The following is a 17,515-nucleotide window of genomic DNA, read 5'->3' as shown; positions in this document are numbered from 1 at the left end:
CCCGTTCCGCGGCACGCCGGCATAGCGCGTACCCAGAGGGTCGGTTCACGTACCTGGACGGTCGGTTCACGTACCTGGACGGTCGGTTCGCGTCCCTGGACGGTCGGCTCACGAACCGACCCTCTGGGTACGTGAGCCGACTCCCTGGGTACGTGAGCCGACCCTCCAGGTACGCCGGTCGGTGCCGTGGGCATGCGAAAGGCCCCCGCGGGGGGAGGTCGCGGGGGCCTTTCCGTTGTGGTGGGAGCGGTGGCTACGGGCCGACGCTCAGGGGCTTAGGCAGACCGGGAGGTCCGCCGGCCCTTCAGCTCGGCGAGACGTTCGTTCAACAGGTCCTCGAGCTCGGGGATCGTGCGCCGCTCGAGCAGCATGTCCCAGTGGGTGCGCGGCGGCTTGACCTTCTTCTGCTCGGGCTGCCCGCCGTCCACGATCTCCGATTCGCTGCCGTGCAGGCGGCATTCCCAGACCGTCGGGATCTCGGCGTCGTCGGAGAACGGCACCTCGAACTCGTGGTTCTTCGGGCAGGCGTAACGCACGGTGCGGCGTGGGGCGAGGTCGTGGTTGCGGTCGGTCTCGTAGCTGACCGCTCCCAGCCGGCTTCCACGAAGAACACGGTCGGCCATGATGGGTCCTTTCAGTCAGCTCCGGGTGGAGCCTGGGTGATGCTCACCCTATGCAACGACTTGGGGCCCCCGAGGATTCCCAGGCTGCCATGTCGTTGCTCACGATGAGCTGCGTCACCCAACGGCATCAGCTTCCTCTAGTAGGAGGCGTTTCGCGCTTCGGCGTGACGTCAATACGGCCTTCTTAGTGCTGATATCCCCCGGATGGGCTACTGGCACCCACGTCAGGTCAACCGTAACTGACCGTGATGACCAGTAACGGGCCCCAAGTCACCCGCTCGAAAGTGGCGGCGACACAATACCTGATAACGCACAGTAGCGTTTTCGGCCTCAAAACCGGCCAAAGCTGAAGATTCAACTACGGATTGTTCGGTATCTGCCACCACAACGGTGTCGCCCTCACGCACGACCTCGCCGTCGAGCACCCGCGCGTTGAACCGTCCCGGCAGCCCGCACCAGCACAGCACCTCCACCTGAACCGGCTGCAGTTCGTCCGCCAGTTCGAACAGGCGAGCGGCCCCCGGGAACAACCGGCTCCGGAAATCCGTCGCGATCCCGAAGCAGTACACGTCGATCTCGACCTCGTCGGCCAGCTCCGCCAGCTGGTCGACCTGCCCGGGGGAGAGGAACTGCGCCTCGTCCACCACGACGTAGTCCACGTGCTGCCCGCGCGACCACTCCTGCCGCACCAAGTCCCGCACGTCGGTGTCCTCGCCGACCTCCACCGCCTGCCGGCTCAGCCCGATCCGGCTCGAGATCTGCGGCGCGCCCGACCGGTCGTGGCGCACCAGCACCAGCCCGTGCCGGCCCTGACGCGCGTGGTTGTGGTCGATCTGCAGCGCCAGCGTCGACTTCCCGCAGTCCATCGGCCCGTAGCAGAACTTCAGCCTGCCCACCGGCGGCGTCCCGCGGCGCGAGCCGGCCGCGGGAACCGACGAGAGGGCGTCGGTCGGATCGGGGCCGCCGGCCCGGTCGTTCAACAAGGTCACGACACCCGACCCTATCGGTGTCTGGACAGTCGTTCAGGACCGCCCGGGTGACAACCGATCGTGCCTCGTCACAGCACCGCCGGCGGCGTGTTGCCCGCCGCCACGATCGCCCGCCGCACCGGCACCAGCCACACCAGCACCAACCCCGCCGCGAAGAAGACCACCAGCGCGATGATCGCCAGCCGGAACGACCCCGTCGCCTGCCCGACGCCGGCGAACAGCAGCGGACCCAGCCACGACGTCCCGCGCTCACCCACCACGTAGAGCGAGTAGTACTGGGCGTCCTTGCCCGCCGGGATCATCTGGCTGAACAACGACCGCGACAACGCATTCGTTCCACCCAGCACCAGCCCGATCCCCACAGCCACCGCCAGGAACTGCGCCAGCTGCTTCGGCTGCACGAAGTACGCCCCGGCCAGCACCACCACCCACAGCACCAGGCTGCCCAGGATCGTCTTCTTCGCCCCGACGCGCCGCGCCACCAGCCCGTGCAGCGTCCCGCCCAGGTACGCCACGAACTGGATCACCAGGATCGTCGCGATCAGGACCTCGTTGCCGAACCCCAGCTCGTCCTTGCCGTACTGCGCCGACACCGTCACCACGGTGTTGATCCCGTCGGTGAAGACCAGGTAGCTGCCCAGGAATGCCAGCGTCAACGGATACGCCTTCGCCGCCACGACCGTCTGCCGCAGCTCCGCGAACCCCGCCCGCAGCACCGACCGCCCCGGAGCGACGTCGACCGGCATGTGCCGGCGGGGGAGCGCCCGCACCGCGGGGATCGTGAACAGCGCCCACCACAGCCCCGAGGTCAGGAAGCAGATCTGCACCGCCGTGTCCTTGCTCACCCCGAACGTGTCATGGCCGAGGTAGAGCCCCAGCTGCAACACCAAAGCGAGCCCGCCGCCCAGGTACCCGAACGCCCAGCCCTTCGCCGAGATGTCGTCCCGCTCGTCCGGCCCGCCGATGTCGACCAGGAACGAGTAGTAGACGACCAGCGAACCGCCGTAGCCGATGTTCGCGATGATGAACAGCACCACGCCCAGCTGCCAGTCCGAACCGGCGAAGAAGAACATCGCCGCCGCGCCCGCCGCGCCCAGGAACGCGAACCCGCCCAGGATCCGGCGCTTGTTGTGGCTGCGGTCGGCCACCGCACCGGCGATCGGCAGCACCAGCACCTGCACCACCGTCGCCACCGACAGCAGGTAGCCCCACACCGAACCGGCGGGGAAGTGCAGCCCGAACAACGTCACATCGCAGTTGTGGAGCGTGTCCGCCTTGCCGGCCGCGTCGAGGCAAGCGCGGTCCCCGTTAAGGGTGAAGTTCGACTTCGCGTCCTCGGCCGCGATCGTGCTCATCGAGAGGGCCCCGAACACCGTCGTCGTCGACGAATAGAACGGCGAATTAGCCCAGTCGTAGAAATACCAGCCCCAGCGCTCGCGCTTGGTCGAGCGCGTCCCGGCCAGCGTCATCCACGGCTCCTTCACCTCGAAAACCAGCAGGTCAGCGCGGAGACTACTGGGGCGCCGCGAACCAGGGGACCGGACCACCCGAAACCGTGTCCGCTTTGTCGTTTCGTGCTCATCCGCCACTTACGGGGAAGTCGCGGTCCGCGCGTGACCGCGTGTCGCTGGCGCCCGTGAAGAGTGTTTCGTGTGAGACTCAGGCGAGCAGTGTGTCTCTTGTGGTCACTGGGACACGCTCCTACTGTGCTTCCCATGATCCAGAACCGGAGACGCACCGCCGCGAGAATCTTCCTTCTCGCGATCGCCGCCCTGGGTCTGCAGCTCACCGTCCCCGCCGTCGCCTCCGCGGACCCCGCACCGACGGCCTGGGCCAAACTCCGCATGTGCGAGTCGAGCGGCCGCTACGCCACCAACACCGGCAACGGCTACTACGGCGCCTACCAGTTCGACCTGCCCACCTGGCGCAGCGTCGGCGGCACCGGCCGCCCCGACCAGGCCGCCCCGTCCGAACAGGACTACCGGGCCCTCTACCTCTACCGCATGCGCGGCTGGCAACCCTGGCAGTGCGCCGGCATGCTCAAGCTCGCCGGCGACGCCGACGCCCGCAGCAAACGCGTCCCCACCTACGCCGAAGCCGCCTACATCGGCGGCGGCGGACCCGCCCCCGCACCCACCCCGCCGCCCCCGGGCGGCAAACCGCCGTGGCCCGGCGTCGTCTACGCCTACGGCGACTGCGCCGCCCCGCTCAAAGCCTTCCAGCTCCGCATGAACGCCTTCGGCTACGGCTTCACCGGCACCGGCTGCTACTACGCCAAGACCCGCACCGCGGTCCTGGACCTCCAGCGCGCCAACGGCATCAAGGACAGCGGCCTGCTCGGCCCCAAGACCTGGGACGCCGCCTGGAACGGCAAACCACCCCGCTGACGCTCACGGCTCCTGCGACCGCTGCCACGTCCCCCGCTCGATCAGCACCTCACGCAGCAGATCCGGCCGGTCCGTCACGATCCCGTGCACACCCAGGTCCAGCAACATCCGCATCTCCGCCGGATCGTCGATCGTCCACGTGTGCACCTCGATCCCGCACCGCCCGGCCACCTTCAGGAACGCCTTGTCCACCACCTTCAACGCTCCCTGCCGCACCGGCACCTGCGCCATCGCACCCAGCACCAGCCGCCGCAGCGGCAACAACGGGAACCGCCCACAGCTCCACAGCACGAACGCCGACCGGGGCCCCACCGCCGTCGCCAGCTTCGGCCCCGCCAGCTTCCGCAACCGCACCAGCCGCGCGTCCGAAAACGCCGCCGCGGCCACCCGGTCGTACGCCCCCGTCCGCTCCAGCACCCGCACGAACGGCTCCACCGCCTGATTCGCCTTCACATCGATGTTGAACCGCGCGCCCGGCAGCTCCTCCAGCACGTCCTCCAGCCGCGACAACGGAACCTTCCCCCCGACCTTGACGTGCTTCAGCTGCTCCCACGTCTGCGTCGCGATCGGCCCCGACCCGTCGGTCGTCCGGTCCAGGTTCGCGTCGTGGTGCACGACCACCACACCGTCCGCCGTCGCGTGCACGTCCGTCTCGAGGTACCGGTACCCCTCGGCACACGCCCGCCGGAACGCCGGCAGCGAGTTCTCCAGCCCCTCGAGCTCATCGAGGTGCCACCCCCGGTGAGCGAACGCACGGGGGAGCGGATCAGCCAGGTACGGAAACGACGCCTGCATCCCCCAAGTGTGCCCTTCCGCCATGACCCCGGCATGAGCAACCGGTGGCCAGCTAGGGTCTCCCTGGTGAGGGAAGCCGCCGAACTAGCCCAGCCCGTCCCCGCCGAAGTCGTGCCCGCCCGCCGCGGCGCGCCCCGGCACTGCGGCTGGTGCGGACGACGCCTCCCCGAAGGCGGCAACGTCGGCCGCCGCCGCCGCTACTGCGGCCAGTCCTGCCGCCAGCGCGCCTACGAACGCCGCACCGCACTGCAGCGCAGCGGACTGCCCGAAGACGCCGTCGTCCTGTCCGACACCGAAGTCGCCGCCCTCCAGGACCGGCTGTTCCAGCTCCGCTGCGCCGCGGAAGACATCGTCACCGCGGCCGACGACGGCGCCGACGCGGGGGAGCTGCGCAGCCTCGCCCACGAAATCGCCCGCGCCGCCAAGGACCTCGAACAACTCCGCTGACCACCCGCGCGGGGGAGACCTCGTGAGTGCTCAGGAGGGTTAGAACCGCACCTCAACACTCACGACCCCAGACCGTCCAACGCCCGGTACGTCCGGTTGCTCGCCGCCGCCGCACGCTGCTCCCGGCCCGTCGCCTCGATGTAGTTCTGACTCGTCGCCAAACTCGCGTGCCCCAGCAACGCCATGATCTCCGACGCCGTCGCCCCGTCCTCCGCCAACCGCGTCGCGAACGTGTGCCGCAACGCGTGCAGGTTCGCGCCCACTGGCACCCGGTCGTGCAACCCCGCCCCCCGATAACACGACTTCACCAGGTACTCCAGCGCACCCCGCCCGATCGGCTCACCCGACCGGTCCAGCAGCAACGGCGAACCAGGGGAGAACCGCACACTCGGGAACCGCACCCGGCACGACTCCCGGTACCGCTCGATCAGCTCCGCCAGCACCGGCTGCACCGGGATCGACCGATCCCGGCTGCCCTTCCCCGTCACGTGCAACCGCAGCTCACCCGCACGCCCCACCAGCGACCGCGCCGTCAGCGCCCGCATCTCCGCCGCCCGCAACCCCGCCACCAGCCCCAGCGCGATCACCAGCACGTCCCGCTCCGGCCACGGATCCCGCGCGCGCCGCGAACCCGCGGCCGCCGCCGACAGCAACTGCTCCGGGGTTTCCTCACCCCGCAACGGTTTCGGCGTCAACGCCGGCGTCCGCGGCCGCGCCACCGCACCCATCGGGTTGCCCTCCAGCAGCCCGTCCGCCACGCAGAACGTCAGGAACTGGTTCCACGTCGACCAGGCACGCAGCACCGAGCTCTTCGCGTGCCCGTCGGCGAACACGCCGAACACCGCCCGCAGCGCCGGCCCGGTCAGATCGGCGACCTCCAGGTCCTCGGCCGGGCGGCCGAGCTCCGAAACCAGGAGAGTGGTGATCCCGGCGAGGTCACGGCGGTAGGCGTCGGTGGTGTGCGGGGAGTCCTTGCGGGGCCGGCGGGCCGCGAAGAAGGCTTGCTGGGCCTCGGAAACCTTCATGTGGATCTTGTACAGCACACCACCGACAATTCCGGTCGCCGGGTCACCGCCCGTTTCATGCATAATCACTATTATGCATGAAATGTCGATTTAGCCCGGAATGACCTCCCGGGGGATCCAGGCTCTCTCGATGACGTCTTCGAGGCCCGGATCCGCCCCTTCGGCACGCGCGGCGGGAATGCGCACATATGTTCGACCGCTGCGGGGACCGCCTGAGATTCCTTCGGGGCCGGCGGGCGAAGCCTCCAAAGACGTCAACTTCGCCAACTGCCGGCTTGCGACGCCGTCTACGACCTTCTTGGTTTCGTCACCGTGACGTTTTGAGGTCGGGTGGCAGCGCATCGGATCCACGGTCTCAGGGGATCCGACTGCGGCCTCCGGAGACGCCCTCAGGGGTCATCTGGGCCCGGTGACAGGAGACGCCGCTGGAGAAACCTCAACAGGAGCCGTCCTGGCGAACCGGACGCACCTCCGGCCAACCCGGCCGTCGGCGCCCCTCCCGGCTCTCCGCCATGGCGTGTCCTCAAGTGCCGATAATGTACATTATGTCAAGTAAGGTCAGTGCCAGTCGCTGATCATCACGTCCCGTGGGCTCGGGGCGCCCTCCCCGGTCTCGGCGAGCTGCTTGAGGCTCAGGAGGTAGACGGCCCACTTCGTGCTGCAGTGGTGCATGAACTCGACCGGCTCGCGCCAGCCTTCGTGCTTGAAGAGGACGATCGTGTAGTCGCCGCGCTGTTCGAGCTCCCAGCGGATGGTCGTGCCGATCCACTCCGGCGGCCCGTCGACGACTTCCCAGCGGACGAGCCGGCCCGGGTCGAGTTCGACGACCTTCATGTCGAACCCGCCCGGGATGAACCGGAACGCGATGACGCCGCCGAGGTCGGTGTCCCCCACGGCCTTCTCGGTCCACCAGGCCGACAGGCCGTCGAGGGTGGTGAGTGCCTCGTAGACCTTCTCGGGTGAGGACTTCTCGATGCCGATGCGGTGCAGGATGTCCATGGTCGTGCCTCTCTAGAGGTTCTTCTGGATGGTCTCGGCGATGCGCTTGATGCGGCGGAGCCGGGCGTCCCAGGCGGCGCCGACGTCGGCGAGCTGCGCGACGGCGCGGGCCAGCTGGGCTTCGTCGACGCGGTAGTGCTTTTCGCGGCCGGCGGGTGTCGCGTGCACGAGGCCGGCGCGGTCGAGGACGGCGAGGTGTTTGGCGACGGCCTGGCGGGTCACCGGGAGGTGTTCGCTCAGGCTGGTCGCGGTGGCGCTGCCGTCGTCGAGGAGCAGGTCGAGCAGGCGGCGGCGGGTCGGGTCGCCGATGGCCGACCAGAGGTCGTCGTCCACGGCGGTGCTCACGGGGCCGTCGTTCCGACCTTGGCGGCGTAGCCGGGCAGGCGGGGCAGGAAGTGGTCCCAGCCGCTGACGTGGTCGGCGTACTCGGCGGCGATCTTGGCTTCGTCCCAGCCGCGTTCGCGGAAGCCGGTTTCGGTCATCCGGAGGCGGGTGCCGGTGCCCGAGGGCTCGAGTTCGAAGACGACGAGGAACGAGTTGCCGGGTTCGGCGGTCTCGCCGTCGGCGTGGGTCCAGCGGAAGGAGAAGAGTTTCGGGGGTACGGCGTCGACGACGGTGAAGCGGACCCAGGTGCCGCCGAAGCCGATGCGGCCTTCTCCCCCGGCTTCGACGGGGTATTCGGCCTCGTCGGGCCACCATTCGCGGAGGTGTTCGGGGCTGCTGACGACGTCGAAGACGACTTCGGGGGTGGCGTCGATGTGGATTTCGCGGTCGAGGGTTCCGTGTTCCATGCCGGCTCCTTGTGCAACGTTTGGTTGCGTGTCACGTTAGCGGTGCCGGCGGCGATACGCAACCATCGGTTGCATGAAGGTCCTTCTGGACCCAGGCGACGTCGCGCCACGCGCCGTGCTTCCAGCCGACCCGGCGGTAGACGCCCGCGGGTTCGAACCCGAGTGCGCGATGCAGGCCCGCGCTGGCGTCGTTCGGGAGAGTCATCCCGGCGAAGGCGCGGTAGAAACCGTTGTCCCGCAGGCGTTCGAAGAGTGTCTCGTACAACGCGCGGCCGGCGCCGGTGCGGCGGCGGCCGCGTTCGAGGTAGATGCTCGTCTCGCACGACCACCGGTAGGCGGCGCGTTCGGCGAAGCGGTGGGCGTAGGCGAAGCCGGCGACGCGGCCTTCGTCTTCGAGGACGAACCAGGCGTGGGCCTCGTCGATCCTCCGGGCCATTTCGGCGGCGGAGGGCGGCTCGGTCTCGAAGGAGATGACGGTGTCGGTGACGTAGGGCGCGTAGAGGGCGGCGCAGGCGGCGGCGTCGGCCGGGAGGGCGTCTCGGATCAGCATGGCTCACATGGTAGCCAGATATGGTCGTATAGTATCAACCCATGACCGATCCCCTGACCGCTCGCCTGGCCACCACCGTGCACGCGGCGCGGACGTCCCTGGGGCTCTCCGCGGCCGCCCTGGCCGAGGCGTCCGGGGTTTCGCGGGCGATGATCGGCAAGATCGAGCGAGGCGACGTGCAGCCGACGGCGGCGTTGCTGGCGAAGCTGTCGGCTGCGCTCGGGATGACGCTCTCGGAGCTGATCGCGCGAGCCGAGGGCGACGAACGACGGCTGGTGCGCGCGGCCGAGCAGCCGGTGTGGGTGGATCCGGACACCGGGTACCGGCGGCGCGCGGTCTCCCCCGCCGCCGGCCGCCCGCTGGAGCTGGTCGAGATCGAGCTGCCCGCGGGTGCCGAGGTGCCGCTGCTCGCGAGCGCGTTCCTGCACCAGCAGATCTGGGTGCTGGACGGGCACCTGCGCCTGCGGGAAGGCGCCGAGGTGCACGAGCTGGACGCCGGGGACTGCCTGCAGCTGGGGACCGCGCCGGAGCGGGTGTTCGCGAACCCGGGGTCGCTCCCCTGCCGGTACCTGGTGGCGCTGGTGCCGCGGGCCGGCCGTTAGCTCGGCGTGATGGCGTCGACGCCGGTCAGTTCGGCCGACAGCGCCCAGAGTCGCGCGGCCTGCTCGGGGTCGATGGCGTAGCCGCGGACGCCGACGCGGTGGCGGACGGGGGTGACGCCGTCTTCTTCGAGGGCGGGCTCGGCGACGTCGCAGTCTTCGAGGTAGACCCCGCCGAGGCCGTCGAGCCGGGGCGAGGTGGCGGCCCAGACCTGGGTGGCGGCACCGGCTTCGGGTGTTTTGAAGTAGCTGGTGGGATTGCCGTGTTCGTCGACCCAGCCGTTCGCTCGCCACTCGTCCCGCGGGACGTGGCGCAGGAGGTTGGTCATGATCGAGCCGGGGTGCAGGGCGAAGGCTCGCACCCCGCGGTCGCGGCCGAGCCGGTCGAGGTGGACGGCGAACAGGACGTTGGCGGTCTTGGCCTGTCCGTAGGCGAGCCACCGGTCGTAGCCGTGTCCGAAGTGGACGTCGTCCCAGCGGATCGGCGAGAAGTGGTGGCCGCGTGAGGACACGGCCACGACGCGGGCGCCGTCGGCGATGGCCGGCCAGAGGTGGTTGACCAGGGCGAAGTGGCCGAGGTGGTTGGTGGCGAACTGGGCTTCCCAGCCGGGGCCGACGCGCGTTTCGGGGCAGGCCATGACGCCGGCGCTGCCGACGACGAGGTCGAGGCGGCGGCCGGTGGCGAGGAAGCGGCCGGCGAAGGCGTGGACACTGGCGAGGTCGGCGAGGTCGAGTTCGCCGACCTCGGTGTTCCCGATCCCGGCAAGGGCTTCCTCGGCCCTGGCGGGCCGGCGAGCGGGAACGATGACGTGGGCGCCGGCGCCTGCCAGGGCGCGGGTGGTCTCCAGTCCGATGCCGGAGTAGCCGCCGGTGACGAGAGCGAGCTTTCCGGTCAGGTCGAGGCCGGCGAGGACTTCGGCCGCGGTGCTGGTGGCGCCGAAACCGGAGCCGATCTTGTGCTGCGGAGTGGTCATGGTCCGACCGTAGGAGCTGGAGCGCGCTCCAGGGCAAGGGCGAGAATGGCGGTGTGGAGCGGGTTCTGGTGCTGGGCTGCGGCGGGTCCGGGAAGTCGGCGTTCGCCCGGCGGCTCGGGGCGCGGACCGGGTTGCCGGTGGTGGAGCTGGACAGCGTGTTCTGGCCGGCGGGGTTGTCGCGGGCGGACTGGGTGGCGCGGCAGCGGGAGCTGGTCGCGGGTCCGCGGTGGATCCTCGACGGTGACCTCGGTCCGTACGACGCGCTGGAGGTCCGGGCCGCGGCGGCGGACACGGCGGTGCTGCTGAACCTGTCGCCGCCGCGGTGTGCGTGGCGGGCGTTGCGGCGGGGGCGCGAGCGGTGGGACTTCTGGTCGTGGCTGCTGACCTGCCGTTCGCGGCACCTGCCGAAGGTGCGGCGAGCGCTGGCGGTGTCCGGTGTGGATGTCGTGGAGCTGCGGTCGCCGCGGGCTGTGCGGGCGTTCCTCGGGCGCGCGCATGTGGGGCGCCTTGACCGAAGGCCGCCTGTTCGAGCCATAGTCAGGAACTACTCTTTTGCCATGGTGGAAGTGACCGTGGAAGAGACCGTGTCGTGCACTGCGGATGCCTTTCTCGAGCTGGTCATGGACCCGCGGCGGTACGCGGAGGTCGACCGCAAGCTGGGCCGGATCGACTGGGTGCAGCGGGACGGGGACGTCACCGAGTTCCGGTTCCGTTCGGCGTTGCCCGGGCTGGGGCCGGGCCCGAAGATCGTGTCGCGGATGACCTTGACGCCGGGTGAGCGCGTGGACGTGCGCCTCCCCGACCGGCCGGAGAACCGGCTGGCCCGGCGGTTCTCGACGTTCGAAGCGTCCTTCGCGTGCGTGCCGGCCGACGGCGGGATCCGGGTGACCCGGCGGATCGCGTTCGGGTTCGCCGCTCCCCTGCGCTGGCTGGCAGAGCCCGTGCTGCGGCGGAAGCTGCGAGCCGACGTCGAGGCTGAGGTCCGGGGTGCGAAGCGGCTCTTGGAGCGTTGACTGAAGCAATGAATCAGTGCTTCACTTCTTGCCGTGCCCTACCGCCGCACCCCGAAGGTCCAGGAACGCCTCGACGCCCAGCGCGAGACGATCGTCGCCGCGGCGACCGAACAGCTCGCCGAGCACGGCTACAGCGGCTGCTCCGTCTCCGCCGTCGCCGAGCGGGCCGGGGTGGCCGTCGGGAGCGTCTACCGGCACTTCCCCACCAAGGCCGACCTGGTCGTGCACGTGTTCCGGCAGGTCGTGACGCGGGAGGTCGAGGCCGTCCGGGCCGCGTCCGCCCGGCCCGGCGAGCCCGCCGAGCGCGTCCTGGCGGTGTTCGAGACCTTCGCCCAGCGCGCCCTGAAAGCCCCGAGGCAGGCCTACGCCCTGCTGGCCGAACCGGTCGACGCGCGGATCGATGCCGAACGGCTCGAGTTCCGGCGGGCGTTCACCGAGGTCGTCGCCGAGCACGTCGCGGCCGGGGTCAAAGCGGGTGCGCTGCCGCCGCAGGACGGCCGGCTCACCGCCGCCGCGCTGGTGGGTGCCGCCGCCGAAGTCCTGATCGGCCCGTTGACCAGCGGTAACGCCGGTGACGTCGCCGAGCTCCGCACGTTCGTCGTTCGCGCTCTAGGAGGTTCCGATGCCCGCCACGCATGAGGTCACCAACCAGGTCCCGCCGCTGCAGGGCCACGACGTCGCCGACGACCCGACGCTGCTGGCCGGGCTCGAGCGGGCCGGTGCGGGCTGGGCGTCGGACGAGCTGCACGAGCTGGGCCGGCTGGCCGGGAGCGAGCAGGCCCAGGAGTGGGGCCGGGTGGTCAACGAGAACGAGCCGGTGCTGCGCACCCACGACCGGTACGGGCACCGGATCGACGAGGTCGAGTTCCACCCCTACTGGCACGACCTGATGACCGTCGCGGTCTCGCACGGCCTGCACGGCACGCCGTGGCAGGACCCTCGCGCAGGCGTGCACGCGGCCCGGGCGGCGAAGTTCTACGTCTGGGGGCAGGTCGAGGCCGGGCACAGCTGCCCGATCTCGATGACGTACGCGGCGATTCCGGCGCTGCGGGCCAACCCGGAGCTGGCCGCGCGGTACGAGCCGCTGCTGGCGGCGACCGAGTACGACTTCGGGCTGCGCGAGCCGAGCACCAAACGCGGCCTGATCGCGGGCATGTCGATGACCGAGAAGCAGGGCGGCTCCGACGTCCGCGCCAACACGACCACGGCCACCCCGAGTGCCGACGGTAGCTACACCCTCGTCGGGCACAAGTGGTTCACCTCCGCGCCGATGTCGGACATGTTCCTGACGCTCGCCCAGGCGCCCGGCGGGCTCTCGTGCTTCCTGCTCCCCCGCGTCCTGCCCGACGGCTCGCGCAACCCGATCCGGCTGCAGCGGCTGAAGGACAAGCTGGGCAACCGGTCCAACGCGTCCTCGGAGATCGAGTACGACCACGCCGTCGGCTGGCTCGTCGGCGAAGAGGGCCGTGGGGTCCGGACCATCATCGAGATGGTCAACAACACCCGCCTGGACTGCACGCTCGGCAGCGCGTCCGGGATGCGGCTCGGTGCGGTGCGGGCGATCCACCACGCGACGCACCGGCACGCGTTCGGCAAGGCGCTGGTCGACCAGCCGCTGATGGCGAACGTGCTCGCGGATCTCGTGGTCGAGTCCGAGGCGGCGACGACGGTGGCGATGCGGCTGGCCGCGGCGGGCGACCGGCGTGACGACGAGCAGGAGCAGGCGTTCCGGCGACTCGGCCTGGCGGTGTCAAAGTACTGGGTGTGCAAGCGGGCGCCGATGCACGCGGCCGAAGCGCTCGAGTGCTTCGGCGGCAACGGCTACGTCGAGGAGTCGGGCATGCCGCGGCTCTACCGCGAGGCGCCGCTGTCGTCGATCTGGGAGGGCTCGGGCAACGTCGCCGCGCTGGACGCGTTGCGCGCCATGGGAAAGCAGCCGGAGTCGGTCGCGGCGTTCTTCGCCGAGGTCGAGCAGGCGGCCGGCGGCGACGCACGCCTGGACGACGCCGTCGACCGCGTCCGCAAGGAGCTGACCGACCTCGACGCGATCGAGTACCGGGCGCGGCGGGTGGTCGAGGCGATGGCGCTGGTGCTGCAGGGATCGCTGCTGGTGCGCCACGGGCACCCGGCGGTCGCGGACGCGTTCTGCGCGTCCCGCTTCGGCGGCGACTGGGGCATCGCGTTCGGCACGCTGCCGGCCGGGGTGGACACGGGCGCGATCATCGACCGCGCGGCGGTGCGCTGAGTCAGCCCAGCGCGTCCAGGGCGCCGGCGACCGCCGCGGCCTTGAGCTCTTCCACCGGGACGTCGGGGAACTGCATGCAGACGTCCTGCAGGCCGCCCAGTGCCAGGATCGCCCGTGCCTGCTGCTCGAGCGTCGGATCGGGGCCGCAGATGAGGCGGGTGAGGCGGGTGCGCCAGCCCAGGGCCTTGTCGATGAGCCCGAGGTCGGCCAGCGTCGGCATCTCGGCCAGCAGCATGATGACGTCCGCGCGGTGGCGGTAGTTGAAGTCGAAGAACCCTTCGATCAGCTCCCGTACCGGCGCGTCCCCGCGGGCTTCCTGGCCGAGGAGGAAGTTCTCGCCGTCGTCGAGCATGGGCTGGACGATGCTGCGGACCAGCTCGTCGCGCGAGGGGAAGTGGTAGTAGAGCGCGGGCTTGGTGATGCCCAGCCGGTCGGCGATGTCCTGCAGGCTGGTGCGCTGCACGCCTTGGGTGGTGAATAGCTCGCGCGCGACGTCGAGGATGCGCTGCTTGGTGTCGGAGGGTTTCGGCACGACCCCAGCATAACTGACTTAACGATAGGTAAGGACCTGTGGTACAACTTACCTACCGTTAAGTCAGGGAGGTACTCATGCGGATTCTGATCTCGGGCGCCAGCATCGCGGGTCCGGTGCTCGCCTATTGGCTCACCCGCCACGGCTTCGACGTCACGGTCGTCGAACGCGCCCCGGCGCTGCGCAAGACCGGCGGCCACGCCGTCGACCTGTTCCGGCCCGCCATGGACATCACCGAACGGATGGGCGTGCTGCCGCGCGTCGAAGCCCGCAAGACCGGCACCACCCGGATGACACTGCACCGCGAAGGCGCGCGCCGCCCGGTGCGGGTGGACCTGACGAAGATCTACCGCGCCACCTCCGACCGGCACGCCGAGATCATGCGCGACGACCTCAGCGAGATCTACTACGACGCCGGCCGCGACGACGCCGAGTACCTCTTCGGCGACTCGATCACCAGCATCTCCCCCGACGGCGACGTCACCTTCGAGCACGCCGCGCCGCGGCGCTTCGACGTCGTCGTCGGCGCCGACGGGCTCCACTCGAACGTGCGCCGCCTGGTCTTCGGCGAGGAAGCCGGCCTGACGAAGTTCATCGGCGCCTACCTGGCCGTGCTCTCCATGCCGGACACCACCGGTCTCGGCGACGGCGAAACGGTCCTGCACCTCGGCCCGGGCCGGACCGCCGGCGTGTACAGCGCCCGCCACCTCGACGAAGCCCGCGCGGTGTTCCTGTTCCGCCGCGACGAGCCGCTCGACTACCACCACCGCGACGTCGCGCGGCAGCAAGAGCTGCTGCGCGAGGCCTACGCGGGGATGCACCCGCAGGTCGACGGCTGGCTGGCCGCGCTGACCGGCCCGGGCCCGTTCTACTTCGACTCGATCACCCAGCTCGGGCTCGACTCGTGGTCACGCGGGCGCGTCACGCTCGTCGGCGACGCCGGCTACTGCCCCGGCCCGGCGGTCGGCGGCAGCACCAGCCTCGCGGTGCTGGGCGCCTACGTCCTGGCCGGCGAGCTGGCCGCGGCGGGCGGCGACCACGAACGCGCTTTCGCCGCCTACGAAAGGGAAATGGGCGAGCTGGTGCGCAAGAGCCGGGCGTTCGCCGTCGGTGCCGCCCGGAGCCTGATCCCCGGTTCCCGCGCCGGGGTGTGGGCGCTGGCGCGCGGCGGCCAGCTCGTCTCGGCCCTGCCGGCCCGTGTCACGACGGCGCTGGCGAAGCTCAACACCGGCGGCGTGCGGATGCACGACTCGATGCGGGTCAAGGACTACGCGGTCACGTCCGTGCGCTGAGCCCGTCGGTCAGGATCGCGACCATCCGCTGGTTGTACTCCAGGTCTTCGCCGCGCACCGGCTGGCACAGCAGAGCCACGGCGTGCAGGAGGTCCTTCGCGCTGACGTCGGCGCGGACCTCCCCCGCCGCGGCCGCCGCGCCCAGCAGGGCACCCAGGACCGGTTCCATCCGCTCCATGAAGTAGCCGGGCAGCGCGTCGAACGCCGGGTCGCCCGAATGCAGGGCCGCGGCGAACCCCCGCTTCGTGCCGACGAAATCGGTGTAGCGGCGCAGCCACTTCCGCAGCGCTTCGCCCGGCTCGTGGCGGGCGCTCAGCGCCGGTCCGGCCTGCGCCACGACGTCGATTTCGCGGTGCAGCACCGCCGCGATCAGGTCGGCACGCTGCGGGAAGTGCCGGTACAGCGTGCCGACGCCGACCCCGGCGAGGTCGGTGATCTCCTTCGCGGGCGCGTCCACTCCTGAGGTCGCGAAGACCCTCTTCGCCGCTTCGAGCAGTGCGTCGACGTTGCGCTGGGCGTCGGCACGCCGCCGGCGCGGTGCGGCGCTCTCGGTCATGACCCTCCTCGGGGTAGCTAAGCGGAAAGGCTTTCCGTATAGTTGCGGAAAAGCTTTCCGCTTAAGGCTACCCGAGGAGTCCCCATGCAGTACCGCACCCTGGGCCGGACCGGCATCAAGGTCAGTCCCTACGCCCTGGGCACGCTGATGTTCGCGACCTCGGTCGGCAACGCCGACCCCCAAGACTCAGCTCGCGTCCTCCACAAAGCACTCGACGCCGGCATCAACTTCATCGACACCGCCGACGCCTACGGCGACTCCGAAGAGGTCGTCGGCAAGGCACTGGAGGGCCGGCGCGACGACGTCGTGCTCGCCACCAAGTTCGGCCGCCCGACCGGCCAGGACCCCAACCACCAGGGCGCGTCACGGCGCTGGATCGTCACCGCGGTCGAGCACTCGCTCAGGCGCCTGCGGACCGACCACATCGACCTCTACCAGCTGCACCGGCCCGACCCCGGCACCGACATCGAGGAGACCCTCGCCGCGCTCACCGACCTCCTGCGCAGCGGCAAGGTCCGCGCGATCGGCGCGTCCGGCACCCCCGCGTCCGGCATCGTCGAAGCCCACTGGGCCGCCGAACGCCACGGCCTCACCGGGTTCCACACCGAGCAGCCGGTCTACTCCCTGCTCAACCGCGGCATCGAACGCGAGATCCTGCCCGTCAGCCGCCGCTTCGGCATGGGCACCCTGGTCTGGGGCCCGCTCGGCCAAGGACTGCTCACCGGCCGCCCGCACGACGAACTGCGCCGCGCCGCCCTGGTCCGCCACCTCAACGACGAAACCCGGCTCGACGTCGTCGCGAAGTTCACCGCCCTCGCCGCGGAAGCCGGCCTGCCCATGACCCACCTCGCGATGGCGTTCGCCATCACCCACCCCGACGTGACGAGCGCGCTGCTGGGCGCCCGCACGATGGCCCACCTCGACGATCTGCTGACCGGCCTCGACGTCACCCTCTCCGACGACATCCTCGACCGCATCGACGAGATCGTCCCGCCGGGCACCGACGTCGGCACGCTCGACCAGGCCTACCAGCCTCCGGCACTGGAGCGGCCGGGGTTGCGGCGCCGGCCGCTCGCCGAACGCGCCGCGGCCTAGACCGAGCGGAACTTGTCCGCCGCGCCCTGGACCCGCTCCCGGTACTGAGCCCACCAGGCGGCGTCCCCGATGTCGTCGTGGTCGCCGCCCGCGCGGCCGTCGATCAGCTCACGGACGATGTCGGCGTGGCCCGCGTGGTGCCCCGCCTCCGCCGTCACCCGCACCAGCAGCGAGCCGAACGTCGTCTTCCGCCGCTCCTCCGGCCACCACGGCACCGATGCCGGCGCGTCCAGCGGCAGCTGCTCGATCGACTCGTCGGTGTGCCGCCACGCGGTCCGGTACAGCTCGACCAGCTCCTCGCGGGTCTCCTCCGCGGTGGCCCACATGTCCGCGCTGTCCCAGATCGACCCGTCCTCGACCCACGGCAGCCGGACCGGGGCCGAGCGGCCGACGCAGTCGCCCAGGTAGCCGAGCTCCCCGCCGGCCAGGTGCTTGACCAGGCCCAGCAGGTTGGTGGCCGTCGGGGTCATCGGGCGACGGATGTCGTACTCGCTCAACCCGGACAACGACGCGAGCACGCTCTCGCGCTTCTCCTGGAGGTACCGGTGCAGATCGGCGGCAATGGCGTCCATGGCGCGCACGCTAGCGGCGGGCACCGACAAA

The 17,515-nt window shown here is 70.6% G+C and carries 21 protein-coding genes; 8 read left to right on the top strand and 13 right to left on the bottom strand.

Annotated features, from left to right (window positions below; translation table 11 throughout):
- Positions 1–275: 275 nt before the first annotated feature.
- The 3 genes from AB0M83_RS36635 to AB0M83_RS36625 form a co-directional block, all read right to left on the bottom strand.
- A complete protein-coding gene (locus tag AB0M83_RS36635) occupies positions 276–623 on the bottom strand; it encodes an RNA polymerase-binding protein RbpA (protein ID WP_003081521.1) in 348 nt (115 codons plus the stop codon).
- 224 nt (positions 624–847) lie between these two features.
- Positions 848–1,612, bottom strand: a complete 765-nt coding sequence (locus AB0M83_RS36630; protein ID WP_364524338.1) for a thymidine kinase — start codon at positions 1,610–1,612, stop codon at positions 848–850.
- Between the two features lie 68 nt (positions 1,613–1,680).
- A complete protein-coding gene (locus tag AB0M83_RS36625) occupies positions 1,681–3,081 on the bottom strand; it encodes an MFS transporter (protein WP_364524336.1) in 1,401 nt (466 codons plus the stop codon).
- A gap of 246 nt (positions 3,082–3,327) precedes the next feature.
- Between AB0M83_RS36625 and AB0M83_RS36620 the strand changes: the two genes are divergently transcribed.
- Positions 3,328–3,999, top strand: coding sequence for a transglycosylase family protein (locus AB0M83_RS36620; RefSeq protein ID WP_364524334.1), 672 nt, complete (start codon positions 3,328–3,330; stop codon positions 3,997–3,999).
- A 3-nt stretch (positions 4,000–4,002) separates the two neighbouring features.
- Here AB0M83_RS36620 and AB0M83_RS36615 read toward each other — a convergent pair whose 3' ends face one another.
- Complete coding sequence (locus AB0M83_RS36615; RefSeq protein ID WP_364524332.1) at positions 4,003–4,794, bottom strand: glycerophosphodiester phosphodiesterase; 792 nt, start codon at positions 4,792–4,794, stop codon at positions 4,003–4,005.
- Positions 4,795–4,860: 66 nt separating this feature from the next.
- On the opposite strand from AB0M83_RS36615, the gene AB0M83_RS36610 reads away from it, so the two are divergent.
- The gene (locus AB0M83_RS36610) at positions 4,861–5,241 is read left to right on the top strand and encodes a hypothetical protein (RefSeq protein ID WP_364524330.1); all 381 of its coding nucleotides are present in this window, start codon (positions 4,861–4,863) and stop codon (positions 5,239–5,241) included.
- Positions 5,242–5,300: 59 nt separating this feature from the next.
- Here AB0M83_RS36610 and AB0M83_RS36605 read toward each other — a convergent pair whose 3' ends face one another.
- From AB0M83_RS36605 to AB0M83_RS36585, 5 genes are all read right to left on the bottom strand, one after another.
- Positions 5,301–6,284, bottom strand: a complete 984-nt coding sequence (locus AB0M83_RS36605) for a tyrosine-type recombinase/integrase (protein WP_364524341.1) — start codon at positions 6,282–6,284, stop codon at positions 5,301–5,303.
- A 540-nt stretch (positions 6,285–6,824) separates the two neighbouring features.
- The gene (locus AB0M83_RS36600; RefSeq protein WP_364524328.1) at positions 6,825–7,265 is read right to left on the bottom strand and encodes an SRPBCC domain-containing protein; all 441 of its coding nucleotides are present in this window, start codon (positions 7,263–7,265) and stop codon (positions 6,825–6,827) included.
- A 12-nt stretch (positions 7,266–7,277) separates the two neighbouring features.
- Positions 7,278–7,610, bottom strand: a complete 333-nt coding sequence (locus AB0M83_RS36595) for a helix-turn-helix domain-containing protein (protein ID WP_364524326.1) — start codon at positions 7,608–7,610, stop codon at positions 7,278–7,280.
- Positions 7,607–8,056 carry an SRPBCC domain-containing protein gene (locus AB0M83_RS36590; RefSeq protein WP_364524324.1) on the bottom strand — a complete coding sequence of 150 codons (450 nt, stop codon included), beginning with the start codon at positions 8,054–8,056 and terminating at the stop codon, positions 7,607–7,609. Before AB0M83_RS36590 ends, AB0M83_RS36595 begins: the two co-directional genes overlap by 4 nt.
- A gap of 31 nt (positions 8,057–8,087) precedes the next feature.
- Positions 8,088–8,603: an N-acetyltransferase family protein gene (locus tag AB0M83_RS36585; protein ID WP_364524339.1), complete on the bottom strand. Its 516-nt coding sequence runs from the start codon at positions 8,601–8,603 to the stop codon at positions 8,088–8,090.
- A gap of 44 nt (positions 8,604–8,647) precedes the next feature.
- Here AB0M83_RS36585 and AB0M83_RS36580 point away from each other — a divergent pair, with 44 nt between their 5' ends.
- Complete coding sequence (locus AB0M83_RS36580) at positions 8,648–9,208, top strand: cupin domain-containing protein (RefSeq protein ID WP_364524322.1); 561 nt, start codon at positions 8,648–8,650, stop codon at positions 9,206–9,208.
- On the opposite strand, the gene AB0M83_RS36575 is transcribed toward AB0M83_RS36580, so the two are convergent.
- Positions 9,205–10,179, bottom strand: a complete 975-nt coding sequence (locus tag AB0M83_RS36575) for an SDR family NAD(P)-dependent oxidoreductase (RefSeq protein WP_364524320.1) — start codon at positions 10,177–10,179, stop codon at positions 9,205–9,207. The two genes, AB0M83_RS36580 and AB0M83_RS36575, sit on opposite strands and share 4 nt — an antisense overlap.
- Before the next feature lie 53 nt (positions 10,180–10,232).
- Here AB0M83_RS36575 and AB0M83_RS36570 point away from each other — a divergent pair, with 53 nt between their 5' ends.
- Genes AB0M83_RS36570 through AB0M83_RS36560 form a run of 3 tightly spaced genes read left to right on the top strand, consistent with a single transcriptional unit; the run spans position 10,233 to position 13,437 of the window.
- Positions 10,233–11,192 carry an SRPBCC family protein gene (locus AB0M83_RS36570; RefSeq protein ID WP_364524318.1) on the top strand — a complete coding sequence of 320 codons (960 nt, stop codon included), beginning with the start codon at positions 10,233–10,235 and terminating at the stop codon, positions 11,190–11,192.
- 33 nt (positions 11,193–11,225) lie between these two features.
- Entirely contained in the window at positions 11,226–11,831 is a 606-nt protein-coding gene (locus AB0M83_RS36565; protein ID WP_364524316.1) for a TetR/AcrR family transcriptional regulator, read from the top strand.
- On the top strand, positions 11,815–13,437 hold the full coding sequence (locus AB0M83_RS36560; protein ID WP_364524314.1) for an acyl-CoA dehydrogenase family protein: 1,623 nt from the start codon (positions 11,815–11,817) through the stop codon (positions 13,435–13,437). The genes AB0M83_RS36565 and AB0M83_RS36560 overlap by 17 nt, the downstream gene beginning before the upstream one ends.
- 1 nt (position 13,438) lies before the next feature.
- Here AB0M83_RS36560 and AB0M83_RS36555 read toward each other — a convergent pair whose 3' ends face one another.
- Positions 13,439–13,969: a helix-turn-helix domain-containing protein gene (locus tag AB0M83_RS36555; protein WP_364524312.1), complete on the bottom strand. Its 531-nt coding sequence runs from the start codon at positions 13,967–13,969 to the stop codon at positions 13,439–13,441.
- Positions 13,970–14,046: 77 nt separating this feature from the next.
- On the opposite strand from AB0M83_RS36555, the gene AB0M83_RS36550 reads away from it, so the two are divergent.
- The gene (locus AB0M83_RS36550; protein ID WP_364524310.1) at positions 14,047–15,261 is read left to right on the top strand and encodes an FAD-dependent monooxygenase; all 1,215 of its coding nucleotides are present in this window, start codon (positions 14,047–14,049) and stop codon (positions 15,259–15,261) included.
- On the opposite strand, the gene AB0M83_RS36545 is transcribed toward AB0M83_RS36550, so the two are convergent.
- A complete protein-coding gene (locus AB0M83_RS36545) occupies positions 15,245–15,817 on the bottom strand; it encodes a helix-turn-helix domain-containing protein (RefSeq protein ID WP_364524308.1) in 573 nt (190 codons plus the stop codon). The two genes, AB0M83_RS36550 and AB0M83_RS36545, sit on opposite strands and share 17 nt — an antisense overlap.
- Positions 15,818–15,901: 84 nt before the next feature.
- Between AB0M83_RS36545 and AB0M83_RS36540 the strand changes: the two genes are divergently transcribed.
- Positions 15,902–16,912: an aldo/keto reductase gene (locus AB0M83_RS36540; protein ID WP_364524306.1), complete on the top strand. Its 1,011-nt coding sequence runs from the start codon at positions 15,902–15,904 to the stop codon at positions 16,910–16,912.
- Here the strand turns inward: AB0M83_RS36540 and AB0M83_RS36535 are convergent.
- Entirely contained in the window at positions 16,909–17,484 is a 576-nt protein-coding gene (locus tag AB0M83_RS36535) for a DinB family protein (protein ID WP_364524304.1), read from the bottom strand. The genes AB0M83_RS36540 and AB0M83_RS36535 overlap by 4 nt on opposite strands.
- Positions 17,485–17,515 lie beyond the last annotated feature (31 nt).

The organism is Amycolatopsis sp. NPDC051106, assembly GCF_040682775.1.
In the GTDB taxonomy this organism is placed as follows: Bacteria; Actinomycetota; Actinomycetes; order Mycobacteriales; family Pseudonocardiaceae; genus Amycolatopsis.
The sequence above is the reverse complement of the archived record's forward strand: the minus strand, read 5'-3'. Positions and strand labels throughout refer to the sequence as shown.